We start from the raw sequence: 14,634 nt of genomic DNA on the forward strand, positions 1-14,634 counted from the left end.
AACGTTCACTGGAACATCAACGCATGATGACGTTTTAACATGCGTGTTCCGCGAGATCACACCGCAGTGCACCATCATCGAGAATGAGACGTTTGTCTCAATCGTCATGATTCAACGTCTGCGCAATTCCCCGAGAGCCGCCATCTTCCGGTACAGCGTATTGCGCGACACCCCCAGCATGCGCGCGGCCGCCGAGACGTTGCCGCCATGGGTGTCGAGCGCAGCAGAGACAGCGGAGAGCGCCAAGTCATCCAGGCGGCCGCTCTCTTTAGAATGCGGCTGCGACGTCGCGCCTTCCCGCTCGAAGAAATCTTCCGGGAGATGGTCGCGAAGGATAGTGGTTTCGTCGTCATCGAGCATCGCGCAGGCGGTCCTGAGCACGTTCGCCAACTGACGGAAATTGCCCGGCCACCCATGCTGCGTAAATGCTTCAAGCACCTCCGGTGAAACCCTGATGACAGGGCCGCCCGGACGTTCCGCCCGAAGGATCTTTTCGACTGTCACCGCGAGATCCGTGCGCAGTCGCAGCGGCGGCAACGTCACCAGCAAGCCGTTGATCCGGTAATACAGGTCCTCACGAAACTCGCCGCTGTTCACGCACTCGCGCAAGTTTCGATTGGTCGCGCAAATCAATGCGAAGTCGACCGGCACCGAGCGCGAACTGCCCAGCGGTGTCACCGTGCGTTCCTGCAGGACGCGCAGCAAACGGCTTTGCAACGCGAGCGGCATGTCGCCGATTTCATCGAGGAACAGCGTGCCGCCGTCGGCTTGCAGGATCTTGCCGCACGCGCCGCGTTTCGATGCGCCCGTGAACGCGCCCTCCTCGTAGCCGAACAATTCCGACTCGATCAGCGTATCGGGGATGGACGCACAATCCACCGCGACGAACGGTCCGTCGCATTGCGGCGAATCGCGATGCACCGCGCTCGCGAGAACCTCTTTCCCCGTCCCTGTTTCGCCGCCGATCAGGATCGGAATGTTCTTGCCGATAACCTTGCGCACGCGCTCGACCAGCGCGGCGACCTGCGAGTCGCCGGTCATCAGGTAGCGCAGGCCGGAGAGCTTCGCCTGAGGCTCGGGTGCGCGTTTGCGAGCGGCGACATCGGTGATGTCAGTGGCGTCCGTTGTGAATGCCACTGACGTGGAGCGCCTGAAGTCCACGCTTGCAAACACATTCACGCCGCTTGGCAGGCGCAACGACAGCAGCCGATCGCCCGGTGCCGACACGCCGGTGCGCATCAGATCGATCAACTCGCCGCACGACACGTTGAGCAACGACGACAGGCTATGCGCCTTCAGCGATGCGAGCGGCAAACCGAATTGAAACTGCGCGCTGCGATTCGCTGAGAGAAAACGTCCATCGGCGCGAAAGGCGGCAATGCCCTCCATCAACGTGCCGATAAACTCGGGACGCCCGTGAAAATGGACGCGCATGGCTTCGGGGAATGCACTGGTGAACAAGTGGTTTTCGATCATCTGCGCCGACATCTTGGCGAGCGCCATGGTGTGACGGCTGTGACCGCGGCAATCGCCGGAGACATCGAGTACGCCGAGCAACTCGCCGAAGGGGTCGAGTATCGGCACGCTGGAACAGGCGAGGAACTGGTTGGCGCGCAAGTAATGCTGGTCGCCCAGGATCATGGTGGCGTCGCCGGAGGCGATGGTGGTGCCCACTGCGTTGGTGCCCTGCTGCTGTTCGCTCCACAATGCGCCGGCCCGCAATGCAACGCGATCCGCGCGCGCAAGGAAATCGTCGTCGCCGAGGGAATGGAGAATCAGCCCCTGCGAATCGGTCAGCACGACCATGCTGTGCGTATTCGCAATTTGCCCGTAAAGCGTTTCGATGACCGGCAGCGCGTGTGTGCACAGCGTGCGGTTCTGTTCGCGCTTGAGCAGCAGGTCGGGTTCACCGAGCACGCTGTAATCGGGACGCATGGTCTCCGAGAGCCCGTAACCGCGGGACCTTTCGTGAGATTGCCGGACGATGTCGAGTACTTCCATGCGGCCGGCTTGATCGCTCGCAAGCGTACCGGCACGGCCTAGAGAAACCGGGGTCATAACCATTGTCTCCTCCGCCAGCATTCGCGGAAGGAGTCGATGCTAAGCTCCGGCCGTCGCGTGGTCGATCGAGACAATGTACCACTAGAAACGGCGTCTTTTCAGCTTCAACCTGTTACATGCTCGACCGGATGTTCGTCGAGCCATGCAGATTCTTTGTCGTCGAATAGGCGCGAACGGGTGAGAAAACGCAGACCGCTCGGGCGTTCCAGCGAAAACATGCCGCCGTTACCCGGCACGCAATCGATGATCAGTTGCGTATGCTGCCAGTATTCGAATTGCGAATCGCTCATGTAGAAAGGCACGCCGGCAATCTCGCCAAGTTTGACGTCGGACGAACCGACCATGAATTCAGCAACCGGAAAGCACATGGGCGCGCTTCCGTCACAACATCCGCCAGATTGGTGAAACAGTATTTGTCCGTGTTCCGCCTTCAGCTTTTCGATCAACTCGATTGCCGCGGGCGTGACTGTCACGCGCGAAACTTCGTCTTGGCTCATCAGGGTTTCCACTTAAAGTGTCGGGGAGCGGGCCGCATTGCGTTTGCATGTGCGGCCCGCCATTCAGACTACCCGCTTTAGAAGAAGCCGAGCGGTTTGTCGCTGTAACTTACCAGCAGGTTTTTCGTCTGCTGATAGTGGTCGAGCATCATCTTGTGATTTTCACGGCCAATGCCCGATTGCTTGTAACCACCGAACGCCGCGTGCGCCGGATCTGCGTGATAGCAATTCGTCCATACGCGGCCGGCCTGGATGTCACGGCCGAATCGGTAAGCCCGCGTACCATCGCGTGTCCACACGCCTGCACCAAGACCGTAGAGCGTGTCGTTGGCGATTTCGAGCGCTTGCGCTTCATCCTTGAAAGTCGTGACTGACACCACCGGCCCGAAGATTTCCTCCTGGAAAATGCGCATCTTGTTGTGGCCTTTGAACACGGTCGGCTTGATGTAATAACCGTTCTTCAATTCGCCATCCAGCGTATTGCGCTCGCCACCGATCAGGCATTCCGCGCCTTCCTGCTTGCCGAGATCAATGTACGACAGGATCTTCTCAAGCTGTTCTTGCGACGCTTGCGCGCCGATCATCGTGCTGGCATTGAGCGGATGGCCCTGGCTGATCGCGGCCACACGCTTGAGCGCACGTTCGATGAACTTGTCGTAGATGCTCTCTTCAATCAGCACACGCGACGGACACGTACACACTTCGCCCTGATTCAGCGCGAACATGGCGAAGCCTTCGAGCGCCTTGTCGAAGAAGCTGTCGTCCGCGTTCATCACGTCGGCGAAGAAGATGTTCGGGCTCTTGCCACCGAGTTCGAGCGTCACTGGAATCAGGTTCTGGCTCGCGTACTGCATGATCAGGCGGCCGGTCGTGGTTTCGCCGGTGAATGCGATTTTCGAAATGCGTTTGTTCGATGCCAGCGGCTTGCCCGCTTCGAGCCCGAAGCCGTTGACCACGTTCAGCACGCCGGCCGGCAGCAAGTCTTCAATCAGTTCGAGGAACACGAGGATCGATGCCGGCGTTTGTTCCGCCGGTTTCAGGACCACGCAATTGCCGGCGGCGAGCGCGGGCGCAAGCTTCCATACCGCCATCAGGATCGGGAAATTCCACGGAATGATTTGCCCGACCACGCCTAGGGGTTCGTGGAAGTGATAGGCAACCGTGTCGTTATCGATTTGAGAAATCGAGCCTTCCTGCGCACGCACGGCGCCGGCGAAATAGCGGAAGTGATCGATTGCAAGCGGGATATCCGCGGCCATGGTTTCGCGTAGCGGCTTGCCGTTGTCGATTGTTTCGGCCACCGCGATGCGCGTCAGATTCGCTTCCATACGGTCGGCGATCTTGTTCAGGATGTTCGCGCGCTCGGTGGGCGAAGTCTTGCCCCACGCAGTCTTGGCCTTGTGCGCTGCATCAAGCGCGAGTTCAATGTCGGCTTCGCGCGAGCGCGGAATGGACGTGAACGCTTCGCCTGTGATCGGCGAGATGTTGTCGAAGTATTCACCGCCTACGGGCTTGACCCATTGTCCACCGATGAAGTTGCCATACTGCTTTTTGTACGGGAAGTCGGTGTTCAGGAACTGCATCTCAGCGTGATTCATGTGCGTGCTCCTCGCATGTCGGTGAGTGTGACCGTCACGGCGAACATTCCCGTGACCGGTGGGAAACTGCACGCGAGATGCGTGCCAACTTCCGCATGCCCGACCGGCAAAGAGCGAGTGCAAATCCGGCATAGTTCCATTGCTCCGTTTCGGAACACCTGCGCCGGCACACTGTCATTCAACAGAACACATTTATAAAAGTTAGTTCGATGGCCCTCGTCTGTCGTGATTGCTCACATTAAAGACGCGGCTTGTCAGCGTGTCGAGCATACGGAAGAAACCATCGGCGGCGTAGCCGGCAAGGAACGCGAGGCCCGATGCGGTCAGCGTCAACACGCCCGCACCCGCGCTCACCTGCGTCGCAACCGATGACGGACTGAAGAACAATCCAACGGCGACGCCCGCCATCAAACCCAACGGTACGCGCATCAACGCAAGCGTTTCGTCCCTTGGGGCAAGGAGGTTACCGGTGATCTTGTTGCCAATATCGCGCAGCAGCGAAGCAATGGTGCCGACCAAAGCAAAGAGGATTGGAAGGACATAACTCGCGTACGCGGACAATACTAGCGTGATCGACTGGATGGCCTCCTGCGGCGCCTTGGGTTGTTCGCCGCGCAACGCGCCCGTGCGTGTTCCGGTCGTCCATTCGCCCCGTCCGAACGCGGTCGGAAACATCCACATGAGGACCTTGGAAGGAAAGCTGTTGGCGAAAGTCGCCGCGTCGGCGATCGACATGTCGTAGCGCGCCTGCATATACGACCACTCGTTGCATAGCAGGCGGACCGTATTCGTCTGGTCTTCGATGCTCGACGCATCACATCGCTCGGGCACGGTCTTGCGGTTCGCGATGACTCTCTGATCGGCGGGACTGGCCGCGTTTTCCTTGTCGACTTCTGCATAGATTTTCTGCGTGATATCGGTTGCAGCCCTTCCGTCTGTTTCGAAACGCGCGGTGATCTGCACGCCGTACGTGACAAGCCATAAGAGCACGGCGGCGAAGATCGTCACGCATACGCCAATGACCGTGTTGGACTTGTGGATCCATCGGAACCGGCGTGCGCTGCCGATTAGCCCCGGATAAGCCTCGCGCGCCACCGACGCACGGGTCTGCGCTTCCCGGTCGGGATCGTGCGCACCCTGAATGGGGCGTTGCTCTTCAACGAAGATATAGGTGTAGGCGATGCTCAACCCCGTCGCCGGATACGCAAGACTGTTCAACCGGTCTTTCACGTAAAACAGCAAGGTGGCGTCGTAAGCCTTGTCGGTTGAAGGCGGTGTTGGCGGATAGCGCAGCTTGCACACCCACTTGATGGTTTCGAACGCATCGAGCGTGGTGTCATGCTTTCCGCAACAGGCGGGTTTCTCTTCCGTTGGGGGCGCGACGTCCGTGGCGCTCCTGGCGCCCGAGGGTGGTAGTGGAACCTTGCCGTCGAGGTCCCAAATGTGCGCGTTCGGGCGGCCCGATATGAAGTCGAGCAGCAGATGCACTTCGTTCAGTTCGCGGCGGAAGATGAGTTCGTCGAATGTGCCGGGATGGTGATGGTTGTTCTGGTCCGATGGCGCCATCGATTACCTCGATTGTTTTAAGGTGCATCCAGAAGACGATTTAAACGGTCTGCGATTTAAAACGCAGGCTGTCAATGCGACACGTTGTGTGGTCCGGCCCACGCAGGTTCGTTTCCAAAACAAGTTCACTCGTTCGTTCTTCGTATGGTGCGCCAAGGCGCCTGTACGCCCTGCGCAAGGCCATCTGGCAAGCGTCCAAGGAGAACGTCATGACCCCTCGCCCCGTATGCAATGCCGCTGTCAACCTGGTGAAGCAATATGAAGGCATCCCGGGATTCGGCGATGGCACGGGGACCATCCGACCTTATCTCGATCCGGTAGGTATCTGGACCATTGGCTGGGGACACGCCATCTCAAGCGGAGGCCACTTCCTGCGCGGCAACGCCTCGCTCGCCCAGGTCAAGGCGCTGTACCCCGCGGGCATTACTGTCGCGCAAGCAGAAACGCTGCTACAAGGCGATCTCATGCAGGCGGGGGCCGGCGTGCTGGCATTGGTGACCATTGCGCTCAATGACAACCAGTACGGCGCGCTGACCAGCTTCGCGTTCAACCTCGGCATTGCGAATCTCCGCTCGTCCACGCTGCTGACCCTGCTCAACGCCGGAAATTTCACGGGCGCCGCTGACCAGTTTCTTCGCTGGTGTCACGCAAACGGGCAGGCGTTGCCGGGTTTGCTAAAACGCAGGAATGCGGAACGCAGCCTGTTCCTCGAGCGGGTTTCGCCGCCGCTTCCTGTTGTCGCCGAGCACGCAAACTGATGCCGGAGGGCATATGACATTATTTTGCCGCGCTGCGCTGACATTGCTTGCGTCACTGCTGCTCTGCACCGCCTCGCACGCCGAGCCTGAAGTCATACAAGGCTCACTGGGAGACGTCATCCGCGTTCCGATAACTGCCGACTGCCCGGCGCAGTCCGTTGTCCGGCAATACACGCTGATCCTAGATGGCAACAACACCGGCATCCCGGCGCAAGGTTGCGGGGGCGACCCGCACGCCGTATCGTTCCTGCTGGACGGGACAAGCGGTGCGGTACCGCCGGAGAACGCGGCGGCATGGCATCGGATGACCGGCTTTCCGTGGCAAGGCAACGGTTCCGCGCTTGCGCGCGAGCTCTCGGCAAGCGTCGCCGGCGCCGACGGCAAGTCGGTCGCCGGCCCGGGTGCCACGCTTCTGTTCACTTGGTCGCGCGCGTGGCGTATTGCGGTAGCCGTCGTCATAGCCATCGCGACGGTGGCGCTCTTTGTCTGTCTCGGGGCGAAAACGGCCATGTTGCGGGACGTGGGCGCCGAGACCACCGTTCCCTTTCAGGACCGCACGTTCAGCCTCGCGCGCACGCAGATGGCTTGGTGGACAGCGATTATCGTAGTGTCTTATGTATTCGAATGGCTCGCGCTCGGCGGGGTGCCGCCCCTATCCGCGCAACCGCTCGTCCTGATGGGTTTCTACAGCGTCCTCGGTGTCACGGCGCGCGGGGTCGACCTGTCGAGGCGCACGCAATTCCCACCGACGACACCGCATTTTTTCAAGGACCTCACAAGCGACGAAAGCGGCGTCGCCGTCCACCGGGTGCAGATGCTCATCTTTACGATCGTGGTCGGCCTGATGTTCCTCAATCAGGTCTTTACCACCTGCACGATGCCCCGGTTCGATATCAACACGCTCTTGCTGCTGGGTATCAGCGGTGCAACCTACATTGGCTTCAAGACGACCGAAGCGCAGCCGAAGACCGATGGCGCGGCAACATCGGAAGACATGGCGGGCGAAGCGTTCAAGTCGGGGTATTCCACGGGGGACGCCCACCCCTGATTCGCCGCAACGCTCAATCCAACAAAAAGGAGAGTCATGCCAAAGAATATTGTGTTCTGTGCCGACGGCACCTGGAACGGCCCCAACTCCGGCGAAGATGACGACACGCCCAAGACCACCAACGTATGGAAGCTGTTCCTGAACCTCGCCAGCGATCCGCATTCGGGCGCCGTGGTCTATGCAACCGAACAAGAATCGTCGCTGACTGCGGATGGGACATGCCTGCAAGTGGCCAAGTATCTGCACGGCGTGGGCGACTCGGACAACGCCATCATCAAGATGCTCGGCGGCGTTTTCGGGTGGGGATTGATCGCGCGGATCGTCCGCGGTTACACGTTCATCTCGCGCAATTACGAAGAGGGCGACCGCATCTTCATCATCGGCTTCAGTCGCGGGTCCTACACCGCCCGCGCGCTTGGCGGACTGATCGTCGATCAGGGTTTGCTCAATGCAAAGACGCTCGATCTGGCCGACCCGATAGTCGGTTATCGCAACGGGGTTGCTGCATGGCGCGCGCATCGTTCGAACCGGGTGACGGCCATATCCAAGACGTGGAACACTTCCATTGTTTCATTGTTCAGGGATGTAACGAGCTTCCTGACACTGAATCCGCCCATCGATCCCAAGGATCTCGTTCCAAACGTAAAAATCCAGGCAATCGGAGTGTGGGATACGGTCGGCGCCATGGGCATTCCGCTCTATGTGGAATCCAACGATGCACGCGTGGACGTTTTCCGCTTTGCCGATACATCCTTGAGCCCCGCTGTGCAGTACGGTTTTCATGCGATCAGCCTGGACGAAGAGCGCGGCGACTTTACGCCGACGCTGTGGGACGAACGCGCGAACGTCACGCAAGTGCTTTTCCCCGGCGCGCATTCGGATGTCGGCGGAGGTTACCCGTCTACGGACAACGAAAGTGGTTTGTCCGATTGTGCGCTCGCATGGATGACAAGCAGTCTGGCCGAGATCGACAACGGCATCATCTTCCAGAATCCTTACCTGCCGATGTCGCCAAGCGCCCTTGGGGTAGCGCATCGACCGTGGGCGAGCGGCGTGTTCGTCGATCTTCCGCATGGACCGCGCGACTTCTCGAAGTTCCTTCCGCTTTGCGCCTATCACTCGATTCGTGATCGTCTTGCAGGAACATCAGTGCTTGGAGACCCGGCCGGCACCCCTGGTCCTTATGTTCCTTCGACACTTGCGAACTATTTCCCGACCGTCAAGACATGGATCTGACGACGAGGCGAACACGTTGTGGGGCATCGGGCATGACAAGCCGCCCGATGCCCCACGCACTACCTTACTGTCCCTTGTAGACCGCTTGTGTATCGACCGCGGCTTGTGGGCGTCCCGCCTGCGATGAACCGCTGGACGACGTCCCGTACTCGCTGTTTTGCGGCATCTGCATCTGCGCCTGCGCCTGGTTCTTTTCGGCCACGCGGGCGAGCGCGGCTTGCAGTTCAGCAGGGTAAGTCGTGTCGCTGGCGCTGCCGGTGTATCCGGCTTCGCGAAGCTGCACGAGTTCATTATTCACTTGCTCACGGGTGATCGGCCCGTTTCCCTGCTGAGCAAATGAGGTGATCGGCGCGGCCAGAACCGAGACAACAAGGACCGCATAGATCGACGATTTCATAATTACCTCCAGAAGTTGTGTCCTGCGACTGAGAGCCAGATACGCAGGGTATTTCCCCGGTGTGATAAAAATTTAATCGCCGGTGTTACACACGATTAGTAAGTTTCTTATATGCCATGTAACGCCGACTCAGGCATGGCCCAGCTCGACCGTGCACCCTTCTTGTCGTAATCTCTTACCACGTGCTTCGATCAATCAAGCCCACCACATCGATCGGCCCGGTTGATCCGGGAGTGATTGTTATCGATCGATGAATGTAGTGTCGTCGGCAAACGGACTTGCCGAAACCATGCATGAGAAGGGGCTGAAGGAGCCCGTCGGAAGGAGGGATGCGTTTGACTTCAGACCGTCTCGCGCTCGACGATGTGAAAGCCTACGTCGCTGATGCTCGCATGCTGCTCGCCTCTCAGGCGTGCGAGCAGACACTGCGCTGCGTTGAGGCCGATATGCGTGCCGTCCACGCGCACAGTGGTAAGCGTGGGGCTTGTTTCCGATGCAAATTCAAGGTCGCCGAATCCGCAGATGGACAACTGCGACGGCACGTCGATACCGCGCCGTTTTGCATCGCCAAGCACGCCGATGGCAAGCAGATCCGAGCCGCAAAACACGGCGTCCAGTCGCGGCATGCGGGCGAGCAATTCTGGCAGCGCGGCTTTGCCCACCAATACCGAACTCGGCGGCGACACGATCACGTCGGCAATGTTGCAGATTCCTTCATGGGCGAAACGCGCTCGAAAGCCGGTGATGCGCGCGATCGCGCGGTCATCGTTGGCGGAAACGAGCCCCGGATAACGCACGCCCCGCGCAATGAAGCGCTCGGCCACCGCGACGCCCACTTGATAATGCGAAAAACCCACGAGCATATCGATAGGCGTGTCTGTCATGTCCCACGTTTCTACAATCGGAATACCGACGTTGCGCAGCCGCTCACGCAACGAATCCGTATGCGCGACGCCGGTCAGCAGCACACCTTCGGGGCGCCGGCTCAGCACCGCGTCGAGCAGGGTTTCTTCGCTCGTGTCGCTGTAGCCGCTGAGCGCGAGCAGCACCTGATACCCGGCCTTCGACATCGTTTCGCTGAAGACCTGAATGGTTTCGGAGAACAACGAATGCGCGATGGTCGGCACAATGGCCGCGATCAACCGTGACTTCGACGAAGACAATCCCCCTGCCAGCCGGTTCGGCACATAGCCAAGCTTCTGGACGACCCGCCGCACGCGCTCGAGCGTTTCGGGCGCGACGGTTTCGGGACTGTTGAATACGCGCGAAACCGTGATGGGCGAGACGCCTGCGGCCGTGGCGACGTCGGTGATCCGCAAGCCCTTCGGGCCGCCGCGCGTTCGTTTCACACGCGTGACGCCACTGGCTGGACCATCGATGGAAAACGCGGCGGGCTTGTCGTTCGGCATGATTCGCTTGGAGCGTGGAAAGGTTCAACGCCGCTATTGTAGTTGGCAGCCGGTGCCAGGCCACTTGTGCAGCTTGACCAACTCAAGCCGCTTCCACGCGCCGCTCGCGGGCGACATCCGCCTGGGCATGACGCTCACGCCGCATCAGGATCAACGTGACGATACCGAATGTGAAGAGACACGCTGCTGGAATCAGCATGGGCGCCTTGGTGCTGCCGCTCGCCTGCCTGACCCAGGGCACGAGATTCTGCGCAATGAAACCACCCACGTTCCCCAGCGAATTGATCGCCGCGATGCCCGCCGCTGCACGCGCGCCGGTCAGGAACTTGGGCGGCAGCGTCCAGAAGCACGGCAGCAGCAAATACATGCAGGGCGCGCCGAGACTCAACGCAATGAAGCGCAGCGTGTTGGTCGGCAGGAAGACGCTGCCGAGAAAAAAGATCACGCCGAGCACCGCTGCGCACAACATGGCGGCCATCGTGCGGTTCGCCGCACGCAGTTTCGACGGCAGCCATATCAGCACGAGCGTTGCGAGCAGCCACGGAATGATGTTGATCAGGCCGTTGACCGTGTTGCTCACGCCAAAGCCTTTGACGAGCGTTGGCAGCCAGTAGCTCACGCCGTAGACGGACATCGAAAGCATCATGTAGTACAACGCCATGCCGATCACGCGCGGTTCCGTCACGACGCTCAGGAAACTGCTCTTTCCGGACTCCGATTGCGCGGCAAGTGCGCGTTCTTTCTCGAGCGTACCGGCGAGCCATTTCTTTTCGGCATCGGTAATGAATTTCGCTTTGAGCGGAGACTCGGGCAGGTACAGCAATACGACCGCAGTAAGCAGGATCGATGGAATGCCGGTGATGATGAACACCAACTGCCAGCCTTGCAGACCGAGCAAGCCGCCCTTGTCGAGCAGCCAGCCGCAGATTGGCGCACCCACCATGTTGCCGAGGCTGCTGCCGATCGTGAAGTAACCCAACATCCGCACGCGATGCCGCGATGGAAACCATAGCGTCAGGTAATAAATCACGCCCGGATAAAGCCCCGCTTCCGAAGCGCCCAGCAGGAAACGCAGCACATAGAACGAAGTCGCGTTCTTCGTGAACGCGAGCAGCACGGTCACGATGCCCCACGTCAGCATGATGCGCGCGATCCATCGCGGCGCGCCGAACTTGTGCAGCAGCAAATTGCTTGGCACTTCGAAAATCAGATAGCCGATAAAAAACAGCGATGCACCCAGCCCGTACGCCACTTCGCTCAAGCCGAGACTGCCGAGCATCTGCAACTTGGCGAAGCTGATATTCGACCGGTCGATATACGCAATGAGGTAGAGCAAACCCAGGAGCGGCATCAGCCTGAGTGCGATACGGTTGATCAGCGGCGTTTCATCAATAGAGGGCTGGGCGGTATCCATCATTTTTGCGCACGCCATTGTGCGTAGGCAGCAAGCGTTTCTTCGTTCGGCGGATACGTGCCGCGCAAGGGCCTGCCCTCATCGATTCGCTGCGAGATAAAAATTTCCAGTTGCTCCTGTTCGGTTGCATCGCGTGCGACGTCTTCCGCCATTTCGTGCGGCACGATCACGACGCCATCCACATCCGCGACCACGACGTCTCCCGGATAAACCGCCACGCCGCCGCACGCGATCGGCACGTTCATATCGACCGCGTGATGCCTGGCCAGATTGAGCGGTGCGCTCGCGCCCGCACACCACAGCGGCAAGCCGAGGCCGGAGATCGTGCCGCTGTCGCGCACGGCGCCGTCGGAGACCATGCCTGCGACGCCGCGCTTCGCAAGCCGCAGCGCGAGAATCGATCCCACCGACGCCACCGACCGGTCGCCGCGGCAGTCCTGCACGAGCACGCTACCCGGCGGCGCGCTCTCGACCGCCTTGCGTTGTGGATGGTCCGGGTCCTGAAACACCCCCACGTGATCGATGTCCTCACGCGCCGGAATATTGCGCAGCGTGAACGCAGGGCCGACAAGATTCGGCGCGCCCGGCTCCGGCTTCACGAGCGGAGCGACGCCTTGCAGGAAGACATTGCGCAAGCCGCGCTTGAACAACTGCGTGGTGAGCGTCGCCGTGCTGACATGGCGCAACAGTTCCAGCGCCTCGGCGCTGACGGCGGTATCGGAGGAAGTCATTTAGTCAGTACTCGGAATAAAATTAATGAATCTCGGGTTCGTCGCGATCGGCGATCGTGGAGGCGGTGGCCGTCGTGGATGCCGTCAGCGGTTCTTCGAGGAAGTCGAAGTCGCAACCCTTGTTCGCCTGCGTGACATGAAGCTGGTGCATCACGCCGAACCCGCGTTCGAATGGCCGCTTCGGCGCTTTCCATGCAGCCTTGCGTGCGGCGAGTTCTTCGTCGCTGACATCGAGATGAAGGCGCCGGCCGGGGACATCGAGTTCGATCATGTCGCCGTCCCGCACCAACGCAAGCGGACCGCCTACGAACGATTCAGGCGCCACATGCAGCACGCACGCGCCGTAACTCGTGCCGCTCATGCGTGCGTCGGAGATGCGGACCATGTCGCGCACGCCTTGTTTCAGGAGCTTTTGCGGTATCGGCAACTGGCCCCACTCCGGCATGCCCGGTGCGCCGACGGGTCCTGCGTGCTGCAGCACGATCACGGACGCGGCAGTGATGTCGAGGTCTTCGTTGTCGATGCGCGCCGCCATGTCCGCGTAATCCTTGAATACCACGGCCGGGCCACGCGCTTTCAGCAGATGCTGTTCCATTGCGGCGGGTTTGATCACGGCGCCATCGGGGGCGAGATTGCCGGTCAGCACCGCGAGGCCATCGCGTTCCACGACCGGGTTGTCGCGCTTGCGGATGACGTCGGTATCGAAGATCTCCGCGCCTTCTATGTTCTCCGCGAGCGTCGTGCCGCTCACCGTCATTTGCGAACCGTCGATCAGCTTTCCCAGCTCCACGAGCAGCGCGCGCAAACCGCCTGCGTAAAAGAAGTCTTCCATCAGGTACTTGCCCGCCGGACGCAGGTTGGCGAGCACGGGCGTGATGCGCGCGAGTTCATCGAAGCGCGCCGTCGTCAGGTCGATGCCCGCGCGGCGCGCCACCGCCACCAGATGGACGATCGCGTTGGTCGATCCCGACATGGACAGCACGGTGGTGACGGCGTTATCGAAGGATTTGGCGGTCAGGATGTCCGATGGCTTCTGGTCCGTCCAGACCATCTCCACGATCCGCTGGCCAGTGAGCGAAGCGAACTGCGCGTGGCGCGAGTCGACAGCGGGTATCGATGAAAACCCCGGCAGGATCAGGCCGAGCGCCTCGGTGGCGGTGGTCATGGTCGATGCCGTGCCCATCGTCATGCAATGGCCCGGCGAGCGTGCGATACCGCTTTCGATGCCCTTCCATTCCTCTTCCGTGATTTTCCCGGCGCGAAGTTCGGCCCAGTATTTCCAGGTATCGGACCCGCTGCCGAGCGTCCGGCCGTTCCAGTTGCCGCGCAGCATTGGGCCGGCGGGCAAGAAGATGGTCGGCAAGTTCATGCTGATGGCACCCATCAGCAAGCCGGGCGTGGTCTTGTCGCAACCGCCCATCAGGACGCAGCCGTCGAACTGATACGACTTCAGCAGTTCCTCGGTTTCCATCGCGAGGAAGTTGCGGTAAAGCATGGTGGTCGGTTTCTGGAACGGCTCGGCAAGCGTCATGACCGGCATTTCCACCGGGAAGCCGCCGGCTTGCCAGACGCCGCGCTTGACCTCTTCCACGCGCTGCTTGAAGTGCGTGTGGCACGAGTTGATTTCGCTCCACGTGTTCACTACCGCAATGACGGGTTTGCCCATGTAATCGGACGGGTGATAGCCCATTTGCGCGGTACGCGACCGATGTCCGAACGAGCGCAGGTCATTCACGCCATACCATCGAAAGCTTCGAAGTTCTTCTGGGGTTTTACGTTTTGGGGCCAAGCTTTTCTCCCAGGCCGGGTTGTATCGTGAACAGATGGTAACGCTATCATTTCAGTTCGTCCGTAGGGGGTTTTACGGACGAACTGGTCGATCAGCGAGTGCGGCGCCTACCCAATCCGCATTTGTTCGA

The 14,634-nt window shown here is 60.3% G+C and carries 12 protein-coding genes; 3 read left to right on the forward strand and 9 right to left on the reverse strand.

The genetic code is table 11. The features are described from left to right. Window positions 1-111: 111 nt before the first annotated feature. From ACFFAR_RS01065 to ACFFAR_RS01080, 4 genes are all read right to left on the reverse strand, one after another. Window positions 112-2,058 (reverse strand): sigma-54-dependent Fis family transcriptional regulator, encoded by a 1,947-nt coding sequence (locus tag ACFFAR_RS01065; RefSeq protein ID WP_375507409.1) that lies wholly within the window; start codon window positions 2,056-2,058, stop codon window positions 112-114. 107 nt (window positions 2,059-2,165) lie between these two features. Further along, a complete protein-coding gene (locus ACFFAR_RS01070) occupies window positions 2,166-2,558 on the reverse strand; it encodes a DUF779 domain-containing protein (protein ID WP_062001466.1) in 393 nt (130 codons plus the stop codon). A 77-nt stretch (window positions 2,559-2,635) separates the two neighbouring features. Beyond that, on the reverse strand, window positions 2,636-4,156 hold the full coding sequence (gene adh, locus ACFFAR_RS01075; protein ID WP_375507410.1) for an aldehyde dehydrogenase: 1,521 nt from the start codon (window positions 4,154-4,156) through the stop codon (window positions 2,636-2,638). Between the two features lie 201 nt (window positions 4,157-4,357). Then, window positions 4,358-5,722, reverse strand: coding sequence for a hypothetical protein (locus ACFFAR_RS01080; protein WP_174362809.1), 1,365 nt, complete (start codon window positions 5,720-5,722; stop codon window positions 4,358-4,360). 209 nt (window positions 5,723-5,931) lie between these two features. On the opposite strand from ACFFAR_RS01080, the gene ACFFAR_RS01085 reads away from it, so the two are divergent. Genes ACFFAR_RS01085 through ACFFAR_RS01095 form a run of 3 tightly spaced genes read left to right on the forward strand, consistent with a single transcriptional unit; the run spans window position 5,932 to window position 8,764 of the window. Then, window positions 5,932-6,480 (forward strand): glycoside hydrolase family protein, encoded by a 549-nt coding sequence (locus tag ACFFAR_RS01085; RefSeq protein WP_174362810.1) that lies wholly within the window; start codon window positions 5,932-5,934, stop codon window positions 6,478-6,480. Between the two features lie 13 nt (window positions 6,481-6,493). Then, on the forward strand, window positions 6,494-7,528 hold the full coding sequence (locus tag ACFFAR_RS01090) for a hypothetical protein (RefSeq protein ID WP_174362811.1): 1,035 nt from the start codon (window positions 6,494-6,496) through the stop codon (window positions 7,526-7,528). Between the two features lie 36 nt (window positions 7,529-7,564). Further along, window positions 7,565-8,764, forward strand: a complete 1,200-nt coding sequence (locus tag ACFFAR_RS01095) for a DUF2235 domain-containing protein (protein WP_062001461.1) — start codon at window positions 7,565-7,567, stop codon at window positions 8,762-8,764. A 64-nt stretch (window positions 8,765-8,828) separates the two neighbouring features. On the opposite strand, the gene ACFFAR_RS01100 is transcribed toward ACFFAR_RS01095, so the two are convergent. The 5 genes from ACFFAR_RS01100 to araD all read right to left on the reverse strand — a co-directional run bounded on the left by ACFFAR_RS01100 (window position 8,829) and on the right by araD (window position 14,504). Continuing rightward, a complete protein-coding gene (locus ACFFAR_RS01100) occupies window positions 8,829-9,161 on the reverse strand; it encodes a DUF4148 domain-containing protein (protein ID WP_062001460.1) in 333 nt (110 codons plus the stop codon). A gap of 341 nt (window positions 9,162-9,502) precedes the next feature. Then, complete coding sequence (locus ACFFAR_RS01105) at window positions 9,503-10,570, reverse strand: substrate-binding domain-containing protein (RefSeq protein WP_174362812.1); 1,068 nt, start codon at window positions 10,568-10,570, stop codon at window positions 9,503-9,505. Between the two features lie 82 nt (window positions 10,571-10,652). Continuing rightward, a complete protein-coding gene (locus ACFFAR_RS01110; protein ID WP_174362815.1) occupies window positions 10,653-11,984 on the reverse strand; it encodes an MFS transporter in 1,332 nt (443 codons plus the stop codon). Next, window positions 11,984-12,715: a ribonuclease activity regulator RraA gene (locus ACFFAR_RS01115; protein ID WP_174362813.1), complete on the reverse strand. Its 732-nt coding sequence runs from the start codon at window positions 12,713-12,715 to the stop codon at window positions 11,984-11,986. The genes ACFFAR_RS01110 and ACFFAR_RS01115 overlap by 1 nt, the downstream gene beginning before the upstream one ends. Before the next feature lie 22 nt (window positions 12,716-12,737). After that, window positions 12,738-14,504, reverse strand: coding sequence for an L-arabinonate dehydratase (gene araD, locus ACFFAR_RS01120; protein ID WP_174362814.1), 1,767 nt, complete (start codon window positions 14,502-14,504; stop codon window positions 12,738-12,740). Window positions 14,505-14,634: the final 130 nt, after the last annotated feature.

It is taken from the genome of uncultured Caballeronia sp., assembly GCF_964243625.1.
Classification (GTDB): domain Bacteria; phylum Pseudomonadota; class Gammaproteobacteria; order Burkholderiales; family Burkholderiaceae; genus Caballeronia.

Bases quoted from the DNA above. Each gene is read 5' to 3' on its own strand.
- ACFFAR_RS01065 (WP_375507409.1), bottom strand. From the start codon at position 2,058: ATGACCCCGGTTTCTCTAGGCCGTGCCGGTACGCTTGCGAGCGATCAA.
- ACFFAR_RS01070 (WP_062001466.1), bottom strand. From the start codon at position 2,558: ATGAGCCAAGACGAAGTTTCGCGCGTGACAGTCACGCCCGCGGCAATC.
- adh (WP_375507410.1), bottom strand. From the start codon at position 4,156: ATGAATCACGCTGAGATGCAGTTCCTGAACACCGACTTCCCGTACAAA.
- ACFFAR_RS01080 (WP_174362809.1), bottom strand. From the start codon at position 5,722: ATGGCGCCATCGGACCAGAACAACCATCACCATCCCGGCACATTCGAC.
- ACFFAR_RS01085 (WP_174362810.1), top strand. From the start codon at position 5,932: ATGACCCCTCGCCCCGTATGCAATGCCGCTGTCAACCTGGTGAAGCAA.
- ACFFAR_RS01090 (WP_174362811.1), top strand. From the start codon at position 6,494: ATGACATTATTTTGCCGCGCTGCGCTGACATTGCTTGCGTCACTGCTG.
- ACFFAR_RS01095 (WP_062001461.1), top strand. From the start codon at position 7,565: ATGCCAAAGAATATTGTGTTCTGTGCCGACGGCACCTGGAACGGCCCC.
- ACFFAR_RS01100 (WP_062001460.1), bottom strand. From the start codon at position 9,161: ATGAAATCGTCGATCTATGCGGTCCTTGTTGTCTCGGTTCTGGCCGCG.
- ACFFAR_RS01105 (WP_174362812.1), bottom strand. From the start codon at position 10,570: ATGCCGAACGACAAGCCCGCCGCGTTTTCCATCGATGGTCCAGCCAGT.
- ACFFAR_RS01110 (WP_174362815.1), bottom strand. From the start codon at position 11,984: ATGGATACCGCCCAGCCCTCTATTGATGAAACGCCGCTGATCAACCGT.
- ACFFAR_RS01115 (WP_174362813.1), bottom strand. From the start codon at position 12,715: ATGACTTCCTCCGATACCGCCGTCAGCGCCGAGGCGCTGGAACTGTTG.